The sequence below is a fragment of the Demequina aurantiaca genome (assembly GCF_000975135.1).
GTDB lineage: Bacteria > Actinomycetota > Actinomycetes > Actinomycetales > Demequinaceae > Demequina > Demequina aurantiaca.
In genome coordinates, this window is sequence record NZ_BBRF01000001.1 from 648,483 (window position 1) to 664,598 (window position 16,116).

At 66.8% G+C, this 16,116-nt stretch carries 10 protein-coding genes; 3 read left to right on the forward strand and 7 right to left on the reverse strand.

Annotation, left to right across the window (positions count from 1 at the left end; genetic code table 11):
* Positions 1 to 61: 61 nt before the first annotated feature.
* Positions 62 to 4,867: a sensor histidine kinase gene (locus AOP73_RS02935; RefSeq protein ID WP_061963130.1), complete on the reverse strand. Its 4,806-nt coding sequence runs from the start codon at positions 4,865 to 4,867 to the stop codon at positions 62 to 64.
* 184 nt (positions 4,868 to 5,051) lie between these two features.
* Between AOP73_RS02935 and AOP73_RS02940 the strand changes: the two genes are divergently transcribed.
* Positions 5,052 to 6,008, forward strand: a complete 957-nt coding sequence (locus AOP73_RS02940) for an NAD(P)H-quinone oxidoreductase (protein ID WP_269078514.1) — start codon at positions 5,052 to 5,054, stop codon at positions 6,006 to 6,008.
* A 44-nt stretch (positions 6,009 to 6,052) separates the two neighbouring features.
* Here the strand turns inward: AOP73_RS02940 and AOP73_RS02945 are convergent, their stop codons facing one another.
* The 4 genes from AOP73_RS02945 to serS all read right to left on the reverse strand — a co-directional run bounded on the left by AOP73_RS02945 (position 6,053) and on the right by serS (position 10,886).
* Positions 6,053 to 7,285 carry an AGE family epimerase/isomerase gene (locus AOP73_RS02945; RefSeq protein ID WP_061963132.1) on the reverse strand — a complete coding sequence of 411 codons (1,233 nt, stop codon included), beginning with the start codon at positions 7,283 to 7,285 and terminating at the stop codon, positions 6,053 to 6,055.
* 76 nt (positions 7,286 to 7,361) lie between these two features.
* On the reverse strand, positions 7,362 to 8,657 hold the full coding sequence (locus AOP73_RS02950; RefSeq protein ID WP_061963133.1) for an MFS transporter: 1,296 nt from the start codon (positions 8,655 to 8,657) through the stop codon (positions 7,362 to 7,364).
* Positions 8,654 to 9,514, reverse strand: coding sequence for an HAD family hydrolase (locus tag AOP73_RS02955; protein WP_236683483.1), 861 nt, complete (start codon positions 9,512 to 9,514; stop codon positions 8,654 to 8,656). The genes AOP73_RS02950 and AOP73_RS02955 overlap by 4 nt, the downstream gene beginning before the upstream one ends.
* Before the next feature lie 100 nt (positions 9,515 to 9,614).
* Positions 9,615 to 10,886 carry a serine--tRNA ligase gene (gene serS / locus AOP73_RS02960; RefSeq protein WP_061963134.1) on the reverse strand — a complete coding sequence of 424 codons (1,272 nt, stop codon included), beginning with the start codon at positions 10,884 to 10,886 and terminating at the stop codon, positions 9,615 to 9,617.
* Between the two features lie 37 nt (positions 10,887 to 10,923).
* Here serS and AOP73_RS02965 point away from each other — a divergent pair, with 37 nt between their 5' ends.
* Entirely contained in the window at positions 10,924 to 12,231 is a 1,308-nt protein-coding gene (locus AOP73_RS02965; RefSeq protein WP_061963135.1) for a diacylglycerol/lipid kinase family protein, read from the forward strand.
* Between the two features lie 24 nt (positions 12,232 to 12,255).
* Here AOP73_RS02965 and pheA read toward each other — a convergent pair whose 3' ends face one another.
* The gene (gene pheA, locus AOP73_RS02970; protein ID WP_061963136.1) at positions 12,256 to 13,203 is read right to left on the reverse strand and encodes a prephenate dehydratase; all 948 of its coding nucleotides are present in this window, start codon (positions 13,201 to 13,203) and stop codon (positions 12,256 to 12,258) included.
* A complete protein-coding gene (locus AOP73_RS02975) occupies positions 13,200 to 14,294 on the reverse strand; it encodes a glycosyltransferase family 2 protein (RefSeq protein WP_236683484.1) in 1,095 nt (364 codons plus the stop codon). The genes pheA and AOP73_RS02975 overlap by 4 nt, the downstream gene beginning before the upstream one ends.
* A 142-nt stretch (positions 14,295 to 14,436) precedes the next feature.
* Between AOP73_RS02975 and pgm the strand changes: the two genes are divergently transcribed.
* Positions 14,437 to 16,113 carry a phosphoglucomutase (alpha-D-glucose-1,6-bisphosphate-dependent) gene (gene pgm, locus AOP73_RS02980; RefSeq protein WP_061963137.1) on the forward strand — a complete coding sequence of 559 codons (1,677 nt, stop codon included), beginning with the start codon at positions 14,437 to 14,439 and terminating at the stop codon, positions 16,111 to 16,113.
* Positions 16,114 to 16,116: the final 3 nt, after the last annotated feature.

The window sequence follows — 16,116 nt, forward strand, 5'->3', positions numbered from 1 at the left end:
CTCCTCCTTGAGGTTGCTGCTCCGGGGCCGGAGCGGTTGATCACTGATGTGGGTCATACTCTCATTCCTTCGCGTCGCTAGTCGCCTGAGACCGCTCAAATTCGGCTGCATCAGAACGAGCACGCTCGGTGCCGGAATAGAAACTACTAAAACGTGAACGTACGGCATCGGCATCGCGTTCGCGAGGTGCGACCACGACTTCCTCCTCGATGGGCGTCACCTGCACAGGCGGAGCATCGGCGGAACGGCGCTTCTGGAGGCCGGCTCGCGTCTTCTCTACCTTGGGGCGTTCGGCGGACAGCGAGCTGAACTCGCTAAACACGCTCGAGAGGTCCGAGTCGCCGTCGTGATCGGACTCGAAGTCCACCTTGGGGCTGTACGACGTCTGAACATCGGGCTCCGCGGCCTGCAGCGCACTCGCACCGGCGGCCTCCCAGCCCATCGGGCTGGCGAGTTCGTCGGGTGAGAACTGCGTCTGCTGCGGTGCGTCGTCAGTACGTGGCGCGAAGAAGCTCGCCGCAGCGACCGGCGCGGGCGCCGCCGGAGCGGGTTCGACCGGCTGAGCCGCTTCGACCGGCTGTGCCGGCTCAGAGGGCTGCTGCGGAGTGGGCGTCGACTGCGTGTGCCACGGCGACTCGTCCTTGGCGGGTGCGTCGTGCAAGGACACCGCCGGGGTGAATTGACCCCAGGCGGGCTGCGCATCGGGCTGAGCCGCAGGCTCGGATGCCGGTGCTTCCTCACGTGCCTGAGCGGGCTCGGGCGTCGCCGCCGGTGTGAAACCGGTGTGCGGCGAGGCGGCCGGCGCCTGCGCGGGCGGTTGCGAGGGAGGGGTGATCGGAGCAAACACGGGGGCCGCAGCGGGAGACTTGCTGACGTCCGATGCCGGTACGGGCGCGGGCGCTTCCGTCGCCTTCTTGCCACGGCCAAACAGGCGCGAGAAGAAGTTCGGCTTGTCATCGTCCTCGCCCGGCTGCATGAGGTCGTCCATGCTTGGAGTCGCGGTGAGCGCGGCCAGTGCGGCCGGGTCCATCTGGTGCGACGGAGCGGGTGACTGTGGAGCTGCAGCCGGTGCGGCGTCTGCCTCGGGGGCGTAAGGCGCGGACACAGCGGGAGCTGCCTCCGTCACTGGAGCGTCCGCCTCAGGCGCATATGGCGCAGGTGTGTACGGTGCCGGCTCGGTGCCTTCCGAAAGCGGTGCACCCGTGGGCGCGGGCGGTGTGGCCGCGACCGGCGCACTTGGTGCGGGCTCGGAGAAGGTGGGTCCCGTCTCCAGAGATACCTGGTCGACGCCGTAGGACGGCACCGGACGCTCGACGGGCGCATCGTGGGACGGAGTGGTTTCCGGCACAGGGAAGCCGTCGGCCACGGGTGCAGCGTCGCTAGCTTCCTCGGAAGCGGCGGCGTCCTGCGGTGCCTCGGCAACGGGCGGAGCGCCCCATGAGTATGGCTCGTCGAGGTTTGCTTCTCCGGCACCCTCGTCAACTTCATCCTCGACCAGCGAGGGCACCACCATGGGCGCGTCCTCAATGTCGTGAGCATCCTCGGCCGCGAGCTCGGGCTCGTCGTCCTCGAGTTGCGGAATAGTCCACGCCTGTGGCTCCGCGGGAGTCTCCTGCGATGCGACAGGCGCGCTGCTGTCGTCGGTGGCGCTGGTGGCGTTCTCGTCGCCGGTCGCGTCAGCACTCGCGTTGTCGTCGTCGTCGGACGCGTTGCCGTGGGCGGCAATGCCGGCCGCGGCTCCGAGGCCAACGGCACCCGCCACGATGGCTCCGCTCGCGCCCTGCTGGGAATCGAACTTTGGCATGGCGAACGTCGGCCGGTCGTCGGCCGCTGGCTTGTCATCCTCGAGCTGCGGAATCTCCATCTCGGGCTCAGCCGGGCTCTCGGGCTCAGCAACCTCAGGGGTCTCCGGGACTGCCGGTACCTGCGACACGGGAGGCTCGATAAACGCGCCACGGCGTGCTGCCTGCCCCATGGACTCAGCCTCGGGATCGACACTGACAGGCATGTCCTGCTCGGTGGCCTTGCGTGAGCGGAACCCACGGAACATCGAGGCCCGCTCCTCAGCCGTCTGCGGAGCGATCTCGTCCGCAGAGACGCTGGGCGTGAAGCCGGTCGGGGCTTCAGCGTCAAGCGCGCTGAGCTGGTCGGGCGTTGCGCGCACGGGCAAGCCGATGATCTTGGCGCGCTCTTCCTCACTGGCCGCTTCCGCTCCAGCGTTGCTACGACGGCGGCGAGCGGGCAGACCGGATGCGGTGAGTCCGCCTGCGAGGGCGGCTGCGTCGATCGCGGTTGCCTCGGGCGCGACCGCGGCATCCGCTGCGATCAAGTCATCAACCGTCGGCTCGGACGCCTGCTCGACGGGCGACTCCTCCGCCACGGCATCGTCCGTGCGACCCACGAGGCTCGCGCCGGCGGCAACCGATGCGGGCTGGTACGTGGGAGCGCTCGGGCGCTTCGTGGCATCGGGCTCCGACGTGGTGTCCATGACCTCGTCGGCGGCGTTGTGCCCCACGAGTGCCGAAGGAGCGTGCATGGCGGTGTCCACTGCATTTGTGGACACGTGTGCGACGGGCTCCTGCGAACGGGTGTCGAACAGCGTGGGCGGCATCGTGACGGTCGCCACCGTGCCTTCGCCTTCCTTGGACGCGATCGACACACGGGCACCCACGCGGCGGGCAATACGACCAACCACGAACAGTCCCAGTCGCTGTGCACCAAGGATTTCCGATGCGGCGGTCGAAGCCACGCGGTTGTTGGCCTCGTGGAGCTCGTCCGCGGTCATGCCAATTCCCGAGTCTTCGACCTCCACGAGGAAGTTGCCGTCGCGCTCGAACGTGCGCACCACCACGGGCGTGCCGGGGTCGGAGAACACGGTGGCGTTCTCCAGCAGCTCCGCGAACAGGTGCGCGGCGGTCAACGCGGAGTGACCGACCATGGCGGGGTCGGCGTCAAGCTCAAGCTGAACACGCTCGTACAGTTCGATTTCAGACGATGCGGTACGGATCACGTCGGCGAGCGGCATCGGGCGGCGCAGGCGGCGACCGGTGTCAATACCTGCGAGCACGAGCAGCGACTCAGAGTTACGACGCATTCGCGTTGCGAGGTGGTCCAGCGCGAACAGTCGCGTCAGCGTGTCGGGGTCGTCCTCAGTGCGCTCCATCTCATCGATAGAGGACAGCTGGCGGTTGAGGAGCACCTGGTCACGGCGGGCGACGTTAACGAACATCTCCGAGATGGAGCCACGCAGCGCGGCCTGCTCACCTGCGATGGCGAGCGTCGCCGCGTTAACGCCGTTGAACGCCTCGGCCAGACGGCCGATCTCGTCAGAGGACTCCACGGGAATCTGTACCTCGGACACGTCCACAGTCTCACCGGGCAGTGCCACGCGCTCCACCATGCGGGGAAGTTCCTGACGAACGGCGGTTGCCGTCGTGGTCAGGCGGCGAAGCGGGCCGATGATTCGGCGAGCAATCAAGAGTGCGATGAAGATCGTTGCTGCCACCACGAGCACGGCTCCAACGATCGTCAGGATCGTCTGCAGCACCGTGGACTGGAGGGAGTCAGACGCGTTTGCCTGGGCGTCAGTCCACAGCGTGTCGCGAATGGGCTCCTGGACGTCGAGTTCCTGCGTCACCTGGAGTGGCCAGTCGTTGCCGCGCTCGGTGATCAGTGAGGCGGGCAAACCAGAGGCGATGTTTCGTCGAATCGACTCGAACGATGCACTCTCGCCGGTGCTGGAGTCCGCGGAGGCGCCGAAGGGCGGCACCTGCATCTCGGAGTCGATGGGGTCCACCGTGGTCTGCGCGTTGTCCAATGCGATGTCAGACAACGACACCAGCGAGCGCTGGAACGTCGAGTCACCGGGGAGGAACTCACCCGCACGGAGCAGGTGGTCGGTGTAGACCTCTTCAGCACGCACGCGCTCGACGAGCACATCCATGGAGTTGTACGCACGAAGTTGGGCGGCGAGCTCACGGTCGGAGACCACACTCGAGACGTCGGACGAGAGCTTGACGATGGGCTCGATCGTGTCGCCGAAGTAGCTGTTGAGCACCGAGACGGAGATGCTTCGGTTGACCACCTGGGTACGCACGTTGGGAAGCTGGGCGAGCTGCTCGCTGGCATCCGCAACCGTCAACTGAACGGACTCGTTCTCCGAGCGGCTCTCAATCCCCGTGGTGGCGTCGTTGTAGGCGTTCTCAGACGCATCGGTGTCGGGTATTGCTGCAATGAGCAGTTCCTGGAGCGCTGCAGGCTCGGTCAGGTAGGTCTGCGTCGCTGCGCTTTCTGCGCCGATCGCGATGGAAAGACTGGAAATTGAGCTCGAAATTCCAGCGGAGGCGGGAGTCGCGTCACCGATGAGGTCAATCTGCGTGGTGATGGCGGTGTAGTTGTCCACCGTCTCCTGCACGTCGGCCTCGCTCGGGAACGTGGGCCACTCGCCAATCTCGTTGCTGACGATGTCCACGGAGCGTTCGTCGACCAGAAAGACGGTGGGCTGCGTGAGCCCGATGGCCTTGTTGATCTGGGAGAGGGCGGCTTCACCTTCGGGGGTCGGGTTCTCGGCGACGTCTGTTTGTAGGGTGGCCACGGCGGAATTGGTCGCCTGTTCGGCATCGGCACGCTTGCTTTCGCCAACGGCAACCGCGTCGACGTAGTTCACGGAGAGGTTGCGCTCGGTCTGGAGGTCGGCCCCGAACGAGCGAGCATCGCCGAGCACGCCGAGCAACTGCTCGACGTTTCGCGCGTTGTTCAGACTCTGGGTCGCGTTCAAGGTCACCACGCCGACGGCGAGCAACAGCACGAGAATAGGCACTGCTACTACGGCGAGGATCTTTCCTCGAATACTCAGCCTCTGGAGCATGGACCTCTCCCTTATTGACAACCGCGAGTTACGGCCGCCGCTTGCATGACACGCAACGTTGATTCCGATCCTCACTGTTATCGGCCACCGGGCGTCAAACATGAGCACCATCACTCGCTGTGGTTAGTGAGACGCTTGAGTGACGAGACTATGACGCGACGAATGTGGGTGATTTTCAGTGAAGGTGGCAAGTTTGCCCCAGTTTGGGGCTCCTGAGGTATTCGCCCTGGTTAATATGCCTGCGCCAGCGGCAGGGGCACACGAGGTTGTGATAAATGTCACTGCCTCCGGCATCAACCGGGCTGACGTCTTGCAACGCCAGGGGCACTACCCTCCGCCGGCCGATGCGCCGGATTGGCCCGGCCTCGAGGTTTCCGGCCACGTCGCATCGGTAGGGGCGGAGGTGACCCGATGGGCGCCCGGCGACCCCGTGTGTGCGCTGCTGGCCGGAGGCGGCTATGCCGAGGCGGTCGCTGTAGACCAGGACCTGGTCCTGCCCGCGCCCGTCGGCGTGGACCTCGTAGATGCGGGCGGTCTGGTCGAATCGGCCTGCACCGTGTGGTCAAACCTGGAAGCCGCGTCCGCGCGGTCGGGCGAGACCCTGCTGGTCCACGGCGGTGCGGGAGGCATCGGGACCATGGCCATCCAGTGGGCGCGCGCCATCGGCATGCAGGTGATCGCCACCGCCGGGGGTCCCGAGCGGGCACAGGCCTGTCTCGACCTGGGTGCGCATCATGCCATCGACTATCGCTCACAGGACTTCGTCGCCGAGGTCAACACGCGTGGCGGCGCCGACGTCATCCTGGACGTCGTGGGGGCCGCTTATCTTGAGCGGAACCTCGCTGCACTTCGCGCCGACGGCCGACTCGTGGTGATCGGTATGCAGAAGGGGTCCGTGGGAGAGATCAACCTCGGCACGATGCTCGCCAAGCGGCTCAGCGTGATTGCCACCAGCCTGCGTTCACGACCTCACGCTCAGAAGGCGGCGATCGTTCGAGGAGTCGAGCGCGAACTCTGGCCCCTGATTCCGACGGACGTGCGTCCCGTCACTCACGCGCGCTTTGCGCTGGACGACGTGGCCGAGGCTCACCGTGCCATGGACGCAGGCGGGGTGCGCGGCAAACTACTCCTCATCCCTTAGCCCCCACACCGCACGTCCTCGCCCGCAGCGCTCCAGGCGGATGACTATCTGAGATTCTCGGACGCTAGTGAGGCGGCGATGGCGGGCGTGATGGGCAGGCGCGGATAGATCGTCGCCTGCAGCGCGTGATAGACGTCGACTTTGCCTTCCCAGACGGTGCTGGCGCGTCGATTCTGTGAATCGAGCTCGTGCCACCACGAACCGCCAACAGCGTCGACGTGGTACTCACCGACAAAGTCCCACCACTCGCGATAGTAATCCGCGCAGCGGTCCGCGCGAGTGCGCTGCCACAGCACTGCCGCCGCCGCGATCGCCTCCGCACTCACCCAGTGCATGCGCTCGCGGACCACTGGAACGCCCTCAAAGTCGACGGTATAGGTGAAGCCTGGCATCCCATCGACTGCCCATCCCTGGGTGACCGCGGCTTCGAACAGATCCTGCGCATCGGCCAGCATCCACTCTGGGGCGGCGTGGCCGCTCTGCTCAAGGGATGCCGCCAACTGCAGCGTGAGCCGGGACCACTCGAACCAGTGCCCGATGGTCGCTCCGAATGGCCGGAAGGGGTGTGCGGGTGTGCTTTCGTTGTAGTCGAGAATGGGCTGCCACTCGGAAGTGAAGTGCTCGGGAAGTCGCCACTCGTGCTCGCGCGCGAAGCCGTGAACGGTGCGCTCAGTGATCCGTAGGGCCCGCTGCAAAAGGTCACGCTCTCCGGTCACATCGGCGGCGGCGAGGTAGGCCTCGACCATGTGCATGTTGGAATTGATCCCGCGGTAGTCCTCTTCCTCGGACCAGTCGCGATTGAACGACTCGCGACTCATCCCCTCCGCCTCGTCCCAAAAATGGGTCTGGTGTGCGTCGAGGGCGTCACGCAACATCGCGCTGGCACCCTCGCGACCGGCCGCCTTGGCACTCGAGGCCGCGAGGATCACGAACGCGTGCCCGTAGGCCTCCTTGGCGGTGTTGGTGGGGCCCTCGGCATCGACTGCAGCGAACCAGCCGCCGTGCTCGACGTCGTAAAGACGACCGCGCAGCGCATCCAGGCCGTGGTCCACAAGAGCGGCGGCACCGGGGCGTCCCATCAGCGCTGCGATGGCGAAGACGTGCGTCATGCGACACGTAATCCACAACTCCACGTCGCGCGATTCATCCAGCGTTCCGTCGGTGCGCAGGAAGCCAAAGCCGCCGTCAGGGTGCTTGGAAGCCTCCGCGAAACCAATCAGACGGTGGGACTCCGCCTCAAGCCAGCGGTGATGAGCGGGGGACATCAGCCAGTTCATGACCCAACACTAGCGACCCGAGCGCTCGCGGACCGCCTGGAATTTCTAGGCCCGAGAGTCGTGCAAAAAGGGACCGCTACGAGGAGAGCGCGTGGTCTGGGACGACCTGCGGAGCGGCCGGACGCTTCACCATCAACAGGATGAGCAATGGCACCAGCAAGCCGATGCCGACCAGCGACAGTCCGCTGTAGCCGACCCAGGCAAGCACCGCACCTGATCCCGCTCCCGCGGTCGCGCCAGCGAGTCCCATGATCAGGTCTGAGGTTCCCTGCACGTCAGTGTTGCTGACGCGCTCGTCGGCTTCGTGGGCACCCGTGGAGAGCAACGTGGATCCGGCGATCATGCACGCCGACCACCCCAACCCAATGACGAGGAGACCACCGGTGATCCACTGCTGGGCCGCGCCGTGGTCCATACGGCCATCCGCGAAGCCGGCCATCATGGTCGCGAGCGCACCCACACACAGCAGCGCGACGCCAAGCACGATGACGCGGATTGCACCCCAGCGGTCCACCGCGGCGCCAAATAGGGGGCTGAAGGCGTACATGCCGGCGACGTGGATGCTGATGACGAGGCCGATGAACGTGAAACTTGAGCCGTGACCATGCAGATGGACGGCACTCATCGCCATGATTCCCACCATGACGGCGTGTCCGGTGCCCAGCGACACCAAGCCGATCAGCCCGTCGCGGCGTGACACCACCGCCGCCAAGGTGATGCGGATGGAGGCGGGCTGGCGGTTGCCTCCCACTGGCCCGGAACCACGCAGGCCGATGCCCAGAATCACCACCGACACCAGCAGCGCCGCCACGGTCAGCACCCAGGGGCCGGCCAGGTCGGGGATCGTGAGGGCGTGGGCGACCGTCGCACCAAGATCGATGAGGTTGGGACCCAGCACCGCGCCCGCCGTCGAGGCCCACACCACAATGGACAGGCTGCGCCCACGATGGCGCGTGGGCACGTTGTCAGTCGCGGCGTAGCGCGCCTGGAGTCCCGTTGCCGTCCCGCCCCCCACGAGCAGAGCCCCCAGCAGTAGCAGTGGAAACAGGTTCTGCGCGGCGGCCAGGATGATGGTCGCGGAACCCAGGGCAGCGATCAGCAGCCCCGTGATCAATGCGTTGCGGCGCCCCGAGCGTGAGGCGAACCGGGCCAACGGCACGGCGAGAATTGCGGCGCCGAGCACCATCGCGGTCGTGGGCAACCCGCTGAGCGAGGTGCGTCCGGTGATGTCCTCGGCGAGCAGGCTGCCAACCGCCAGGCCGGAGGCGACGCCGACGGAAGTGAAGAGTTGCGACGTCCCCAGCACCGAGGTGCGGCGCCGCCTGGCATGGTCGTCGGTGTGCGACTCGGGGGAATCCCCCACTTCAGTCACAGCACCGCGAGGCGCTTGGGGTCGATCATGGGCAGTAACACGTCGAGCACTCCGTCGTCCTCGACGCTTGGCACCACGCGGTCGGCCGTTTCACGCACACGTTCGATTGCGTTACCCATTGCGGCGGAGCGCCCGGCCCACTTCAGCATGTCGATGTCATTGTTGCCGTCGCCCACTGCCACGGTGTGGTCCGGGTAGACCCCTAGCTGACGACGCAGCGCCTCGAGTGCCGAGGCCTTGCTCACCCCCGGAGGCGTGAGGTCGAGCCAGGCGCTGTAGCCCACGGCATAGGTGACGTCGTTGAGCCCCAGGCGCTGAACCAGGGCATCGAAGTGGCTCACGTCGCCGCCGGGCGCACGGATGACCACGCGGGTGCATTCCTCCTCGTAGAGCTCCTCGAAGCTGTCCACCACGCGCTGTCGACCCACGAGTTCGCCCATAGGGAACTCCTGACTGACGCGGAAGCCAACGCCCAGGTCCTCCACCGCAAAAAATGCGTCAGGCATCTCCTGGCGGATGAGCTCGAGCGCCGCCCGAGGGTTGAAGGTGACCTTCTCGACGATGTCGTAGCCGCCCGGGGTGCCGGGATTCAGGCGGATCGTGATGGCGCCGTTGGAGCACACGGCCCACCCGCGCCGAATTCCAAGGGTCTCGGCCACCGGCAGCGTCGCGATGATGTTGCGGCCGGTCGCGAGGATGACGTGGTTGCGGCACATGCGCACCTTCTCCACCGCGTCGACCACTGCGGGTGAGATGTCGCCGCCCCAATGCATGAGCGTGCCGTCAATGTCCAGCCCCAGCAACTGCCAGGAGTTCTCGTCGAGCGGCGGGTTCATGGCAAGTTCAGCTTCGGTCATGCCTCGACTTTACGACGCGCGTCTGACTCGCGGAAACACCACCACGTGACGCTTCGGTAAACGCGCCGGTGCGCCCCAGCAGCCAATGGGTGCAGGAAGGCTACCGGACCGGCTCAAGCACCTCGAGGCCGCCGAGGTAGGGCCGCAACAGTGGAGGTACGTACACGGACCCGTCGGCCTGCTGATGATTCTCGAGCAACGCGACAATCCAGCGCGTGGTGCCGATGGTGCCATTCACGGTAGCCACGGCCTCGGTGCCGTGTTCGCCGCGCTCGCGAATTCCAAGCCGTCGTGCCTGGTAGGTGGTGCAGTTGGAGGTCGAGGTGACCTCCATCCAGCGCTCCTGGCTGGGCAGCCACGCCTCGCAGTCAAACTTGCGCGCCGCGCTCTGACCCAGGTCGCCGGCAGCGGTGTCGATCACACGGTATGGAAGTTCGAGCGCCTGCAGCATGGCCTCCTCGGTGGCGAGGAAACGAGCATGCTCGGCCGCGGCATCGGCCGCCGTCACATATGAGAACATCTCGATCTTCTGGAACTGGTGAACGCGAATGATGCCGCGCGTGTCCCGCCCAGTGGAACCGGCCTCGCGGCGGTAGCAGGTGCTCCAGCCCGCGTAGCGCAGCGGCCCTCCCTCGAGGTCGAGGATCTCGTCCGAGTGGTAGCCGGCGAGTGCCACCTCGGACGTGCCCACCAGGTAGAGGTCGTCCTTCTCGAGGTAGTAGATCTCGTCAGCGTGATTGCCCAAAAAGCCCGTGCCGGCCATGGTCTCGGGTCGCACCAACGTGGGCGTGATCATGGGGCTGAAGCCGGCGTCCTGCGCCGCCGCCATGGCCGCGTTGAGGATTGCGAGTTCGAGGCGCGCGCCAATCCCGCTGAGGAAGTAGAACCGTGACCCGGACACCTTGGCGCCACGCTCCATGTCGATGGCCTTGAGTCCCTCGCCGATGGCCAGGTGATCCTGGACGTCGACGCCCTCGGCAGCGAAGTCGCGCGGGGTGCCCTCGTGGCGCAGCACCGTAAAGTTCTCCTCGCCACCGCTGGGCACGCCCTGCTCGGGGATGTTGCCCAGTGACCGGGCGAGCTCGACCGCGCGAGCCGCCGCGGCATCGGCCGATGCCTGAAGTTCCTTGACCTCGCCGGCGAGGGCCTTCGCCTGCGCGAGCACGGCCTGCTTTTCTTCGCCCTTGGCCTGCGCGACGGACTTGCCCAGTGATTTCTGCTCCGCGCGCTTGGCCTCAAAGGAAGCGAGCGAGGCGCGATGCTCGGCGTCTGCGGCGAGCACGTGATCCACCACCGCGGGGTCCTCGCCGCGAGAGACCTGGCTGGCACGCACGGTATCGGGGTCATTGCGGAGCAGTTTCAGGTCGATCATGGAGGTAAGTCTAACGGCGGGGCAATAGGCTGTAGGAATGCTTGCAATAGTCCTCAGTTCCGTTGCGCTGTTTGTGGGAATCTTGGCGCTCGTGATCGGTGTGACGACGACCCGCCACATCGGCCACCGTGACCCCATCGCGGTGCCGAACATCTGGCGCAAGCTGTTGCGTATTAAGTCGCGCCGCGGGCACGAACTGGGGCACGTCGGTCCCGCCTCGGGGCGCCGCGAACGCATTGCGTTCATCGCTAACCCCACTAAGGACGGCATCTCCGAACTTCGCGAATTGTCCATGCGCGCCTGCTCGATCCGGTACATGCCGGAGCCGCTGTGGTACTTCACCACCGCGGAGGATCCCGGCGAGGGCCAGACACGTGAGGCGATCGAGTCCGGCGCCGATGTGGTGGTCGCCGTGGGCGGCGACGGCACCGTACGTTCCGTGGCTGCGGCCGTGGCCGGCACCGACATCGCGATGGGCATCCTGCCGATGGGCACGGGCAACTTGTTCGCGCGCAACCTCGAACTCCCCCTCGGGGACTCCCCCGCGTTGCTGCGCGCGATTCTTGAGGGCGAGGAGGCGGCGATCGACGTCGTGTGGCTCGACGTGGAACGCGCACACCGTGGTCACACCAACCGTGACAAGCACATCTGCTTGGTGATTGCCGGAGCCGGGTTCGACGCGGAGATGGTCGCCGGCGCGGACGACAGGATGAAGCGCAAGTTGGGTTGGTTTGCGTATTTTCTCGCCGCCGTCCGCCACGTGGGCGAGAAGCGCATGGAGGCCTCCGTCTCCATTGACGGCTCCCCCGCCATCACGAGCCACATGCGCACCGTGCTGGTCGCCAACGTGGGCAGCCTTCCCGGTGGTATTCGCTTGATTCCCGATGCCTCGGTCACCGATGGCACGCTCGATGTCGCCACCCTCGACGCCCGCGCGGGCGTGGTGGGCTGGACGGACCTGTTCGGCACCGTCATGGCGCAGGGCGCGGGTCTCAAGCAGCCCGACGCGATGAGGGCCTGGCGCACGTCGCGCATCGACCACGTGCGCGGCAAGTCGGTAGAGATTCAGATGAAGCATCCCCAGAAGATTCAGGTCGATGGCGAGTCACTTGGCCGGGCCACCGGCATTCACGCCGAGGTGGCGCGGGGTGCCCTCAGGATGCGCGTCCCCATGGGCGACAAGGTATTTGACGGCACCGGGGACGCCGTCCTGGCTGGCGATGACGACAGCATCGCCGAGGCCATCGCCAGCGCCGATGCCCTACTCACCGCAGAATCCGCCGGGACCTCGCCCTCTGTGCCGACGGCAGAAACCCCGGCGACCACGCCTCCAAAGGAAAGCTAGCGACGCGTGGCGCGAGGGTAGGGCCTAGTCGGTCGTGCGTAGGCCCTGCACCCAGGCGCGCGCGGACTCGAAGTCAGCATTCGACGTACCAGGAACGATGGGGGTCTGCGGCGCATTGGCCGCGGGGTAGGACCCCAGGAACACGACGTGCGGGCAGGTGCGCTTGAGGCCGATCAGCACCTCCGCCATACGGGCCTCGGCCACGTGACCGAGCGCGTCAATGGAGAACGAGTATTCTCCCGGGCGGTCGCCGATGGGCCGCGACTCGATGCGGGACAGGTTCACGCCACGGGCGGCGAACTGCTCAAGCATCTCGAGCAACGCACCCGCACGCTCAGTGGGAAGGTGCACCATGAGCGTGGTCTTGTCCGCTCCGGTGGGCTCCGGTACCGCCGCGGGGCGACCCACCCGCACAAAGCGCGTGGCGGCATGAGGGTTGTCGGCGACGTGATCCACGAGCAACTCGAGTCCAAAACGCTCAGCGGAGCCGGGAGGCGCAAGCGCGGCCTCGAAGCCCACGTCGTCGAGCGAGAGAGCGAGATCGGCAAGCAGAGTGGGACCCGCCGCGTTGGACGACGCCGCCACGAAGCTCACGTCGGGTAGCGCGGCATGCGCCCAGCGTCGGCACTGGGCCCACGCGTGCGAGTGGCAGCCGATCCGCGTGATATCGCTCAGGCTGGTTCCCTGCCGTGCCACCAGCTCGAACTCGACGGGCAACACCACCTCGCCCAGGATGACCAGCGACGAGCCAGCCGCAAGGGTGTCCAGCGTCGCGGTGACACCACCCTCGACGGTGTTCTCAATGGCGACGACCGCGAAGTCGGCGTTGCCGTCGCGCACTGAGCCGAGCGCGGTCAGAACGTCCACGCACGGGACGTCCTCGACCGGTGCATCGCCCACAATCCTGCGCAACGCGAGCTCGGTAAAGGTCCCCGCGGGGCCCAGGTACGCGTATCGGGGCAGTGAGGTCACGTGGGGTCCTTTGCGGAAGCAGACTTCTTCTTGGTTGCGGCAGGCTTTTTCGCGCCGGCAGCCTTGGCTGTGCCGGCAGCCTTCGGAGTCGCCGGCTTTCTCTTGGTGGCGGTCTTCTTTGGCGCACTCTTGTCGGCCGATGCGGGCGTGGGTTCACCTGGCGCCTCGGCTTTCGCCGCGGGGGTCGTCGCCTCTGCGGGATCCGCGGACCGAGTGGGGATCTCGGTGGAGCCTCCAAACGGCAACGCATTCACGACGGCACCCGTGGTGGTCGACACCATCGCCCGGGCCCGGCGCGCACCGATCGCCAACTGTACGTCTCGCAGCCGCTTAAGGCGCTGAGTGGGGGTGCGCTTTGCCTTGCGGATGGGCTTGTGCCGGATTTCGCACTCGACCTCGGACACCAGCAGTCCCGCGTGCAAGACGTCCAGCGTCATGCCGACCTCGAGACCGTCCCCGCGAGCGAGGGGCATCGCGGCCTCGAGCGCCTCGCGTGTCATGCACCTGATGCGGCTGAGTGGTTGACGCGGCACCCAGTGCGACGCCCGCTCGATCGCCTTGCGAGCCGCGGCCGAGGACAGTCCCTCGGCGGTCTTGCCGCCTACCGTCAACGCGATCGCGAGGTCAGCGACAGACTCGGTCACCGCGGGTACCAGCTGGGCGGCCCCAATCGCGTAGTTGCCGAGCGCGCCGTCGAGAAGCAGGATCGCACGGGGCGGGGCGCCGGGCTCGTCGCGCATCGCGATGACCGACGCGCCGGTCTCCGCCGCTTCCGCACGCCCTCGGTGATGCGAGTGGCGCACCACGACGGCACCGGCCTTGCGCGCCAAGTCTTGGGTGTTGTCAGTCGAGCCATCGTCCACGACGAGTACCAGGTCGACCCCTGGAATCGCACGGGCTGCACGCACGGTGGCCGCGATGCGTCGTGCCTGGTCATGGGCGAGAATGAGCGCTGCCACCTGAGTCTCGGCGGGTGCATCGGCGGCGCGTGCCTGAGCCCCCGAGGATCGGCGGCGGCGCATGGCCGCCGCGCTCGACGTGGGGCCGTCGACGGCACCACGGGGAGCATCAGGCTCGACGGAATCTTCCACGTGCCCAGCCTAGCGAGCGCCGATGCCCGGTCAACTCCGATTTTGCCTATTCCTTGCGCTTTCGTGACCTTTTTTCAGGGACGATGCGGCCAAACTGCCCGTGCCATTGCCGCGGCGGGCGCCGAGGTGGAAGAGTGGAGCCATGCACCCACGCGCCGGAACAGTTGCCCTCCCCGAAGATCTCATCGACACCGATGACCTGATTGGTCAGTATTACGACCTGGTCCCCGACCCCCGCATCGCGACCCAGCGAGTCGTGTTCGGCACCTCCGGGCATCGCGGTAGCGCCTTCGACACCGCATTCAATGAGGCACACATCGTCGCGACCACCGCAGCCATCGTGGAGTACCGACGCGGTCAGGGCATCGACGGTCCGCTGTACATCGGCAAAGACACGCACGCGCTGTCCGGGCCCGCGCAGGAGACCGCCCTCGAGGTGCTCGCCGCCGCGGGGGTGCGCGTACGCATCGACAGCCGCGACGGCTTCACCCCCACGCCAGCGGTGTCGCTCGCGATCCTGGTGGCCAACGGCTCCGTGGACGAGAGCGGTCTGCGCACGTCCGGAAAGGGCCTGGCCGACGGCATTGTGGTCACGCCCTCTCACAACCCACCTCGCGACGGCGGCTTCAAGTACAACCCGCCGCACGGTGGGCCGGCGGACACGGATGCGACCCAGTGGATCGCGAACCGCGCCAACGAGATCCTCTCGGGTGAGTGGCGTCAGGTCCCCCGCATGCTTTACGCGAAGGCACGTGCGGCGGACACGACCGAGGGCTTCGACTTCCTCAAGCTCTACCTCGACCACCTGCCGTCGGTGATCGACCTCGATGCCATCCGGAACGCAGATGTGCGCATTGGCGCCGATCCCCTGGGTGGAGCGGCCGTGGACTACTGGGGAGCCATCGGCGAGGAGCACAGGCTCAACCTCACCGTGGTGAACCCCAGGGTGGACCCCCGTTGGGCGTTCATGACCCTCGACTGGGACGGCAAGATCCGCATGGACTGCTCATCGCCGTACGCGATGGCCTCGCTGCGCGAGAAGATGGCGACCGGCGACGCCCCGTACGATATCGCCACGGGCAACGACGCAGACAGCGACCGCCACGGCATCGTCACTCGCGACGGCGGCCTGATGAACCCCAACCACTTCCTTGCCGCCTCCATTGCCTACCTGTACGGCGGCGCCCGGCCCCAGTGGCCCGCCGGCGCCAAGATCGGCAAGACCCTGGTGTCCTCGAGCCTGATCGACCGGGTAGGCCGCAGCATCGGCCGTACCGTCGTTGAGGTGCCGGTGGGATTCAAGTGGTTCGTGCCGGGACTGCTGTCCGGCGACGTCGCGTTCGGCGGGGAGGAGTCTGCTGGCGCCAGCTTCCTGCGCCGCGACGGCCGCGTATGGACGACCGACAAGGATGGCCTGATTCTGGCGTTGCTGGCGTCCGAAATCACCGCCACCACCGGCTCGTCCCCGTCGACCCTGCACCGGTCGCTCACCAATGAACTCGGCGAGAGTTGGTACGCACGGGTGGACGCCCCGGCTACTCCCGCTCAAAAGGACACCCTCAAGAAGTTGTCGCCCGCGCAGGTGGGAGCCACCACCCTGGCCGGGCACCGCATCGAGGACAAACTCACCAGCGCGCCGGGCAACCGCGCCGCGATCGGCGGACTCAAAGTGACCACCAAGGACTCGTGGTTCGCCGCGCGGCCGTCCGGCACCGAGGACGTCTACAAGATCTATGCGGAGAGCTTTGTGAGCGAGTCTCACCTCGCCGAGGTTCAGGCGGAGGCCAAGGACGTCGTCAGCGAGGCGCTCGAGGGCTAATCG

What these genes read in the sequence shown, in the direction of transcription:
- AOP73_RS02935 (WP_061963130.1), bottom strand. Translation starts at nt 4,867, where the DNA reads ATGCTCCAGAGGCTGAGTATTCGAGGAAAGATCCTCGCCGTAGTAGCA.
- AOP73_RS02945 (WP_061963132.1), bottom strand. Translation starts at nt 7,285, where the DNA reads ATGAACTGGCTGATGTCCCCCGCTCATCACCGCTGGCTTGAGGCGGAG.
- AOP73_RS02955 (WP_236683483.1), bottom strand. Translation starts at nt 9,514, where the DNA reads ATGACCGAAGCTGAACTTGCCATGAACCCGCCGCTCGACGAGAACTCC.
- serS (WP_061963134.1), bottom strand. Translation starts at nt 10,886, where the DNA reads ATGATCGACCTGAAACTGCTCCGCAATGACCCCGATACCGTGCGTGCC.
- AOP73_RS02965 (WP_061963135.1), top strand. Translation starts at nt 10,924, where the DNA reads ATGCTTGCAATAGTCCTCAGTTCCGTTGCGCTGTTTGTGGGAATCTTG.
- pgm (WP_061963137.1), top strand. Translation starts at nt 14,437, where the DNA reads ATGCACCCACGCGCCGGAACAGTTGCCCTCCCCGAAGATCTCATCGAC.